This window comes from Lutibacter sp. B1 (assembly GCF_012524075.1).
Taxonomy (GTDB): Bacteria; Bacteroidota; Bacteroidia; order Flavobacteriales; family Flavobacteriaceae; genus Lutibacter.
Genome location: NZ_JAAZUI010000178.1, coordinates 1 through 359 on the forward strand (window position 1 = coordinate 1; position 359 = coordinate 359).

Annotated in this window: 1 protein-coding gene; it reads right to left on the minus strand. The window is 33.1% G+C overall.

Annotation, left to right across the window (positions count from 1 at the left end):
• Positions 1-157, minus strand: a 157-nt coding sequence (locus HGB55_RS15730; RefSeq protein ID WP_168817974.1) for a type II toxin-antitoxin system HigB family toxin, incomplete at its 3' end; no start/stop codon positions are given.
• Positions 158-359: the final 202 nt, after the last annotated feature.

Below are 359 nucleotides of genomic sequence, written 5' to 3' on the forward strand. Positions count from 1 at the left end.
CTTTTAAAATACTCGCACTTGGATATTCATTCTTTAAATCGTTAATGTTTTTCCATTCGGATTTTTCGGTTTCTCTATACCACGATTTTAATTGTTCCTCACAATCAGCGTGTTTTTCCCAATAATCTCGTAAAGTTCGTTTTGCTATTACTCGCACATTCTACTTATTTATCGCAAATATAATAAAAAAGTTACCAATATGGTAATTATTTGTTTTTTTCTGCTTGTGGCTAACGGGTTAGGCTATGTTGTCGTTGTGGAAAAATCGGCAAGATTTTTCCGCCATAGCGATTATGTTAGTAAATATACGAGGATTTTCTGAAAAAGAAAATCCGCCACAATGCAATATAGCCATTGTT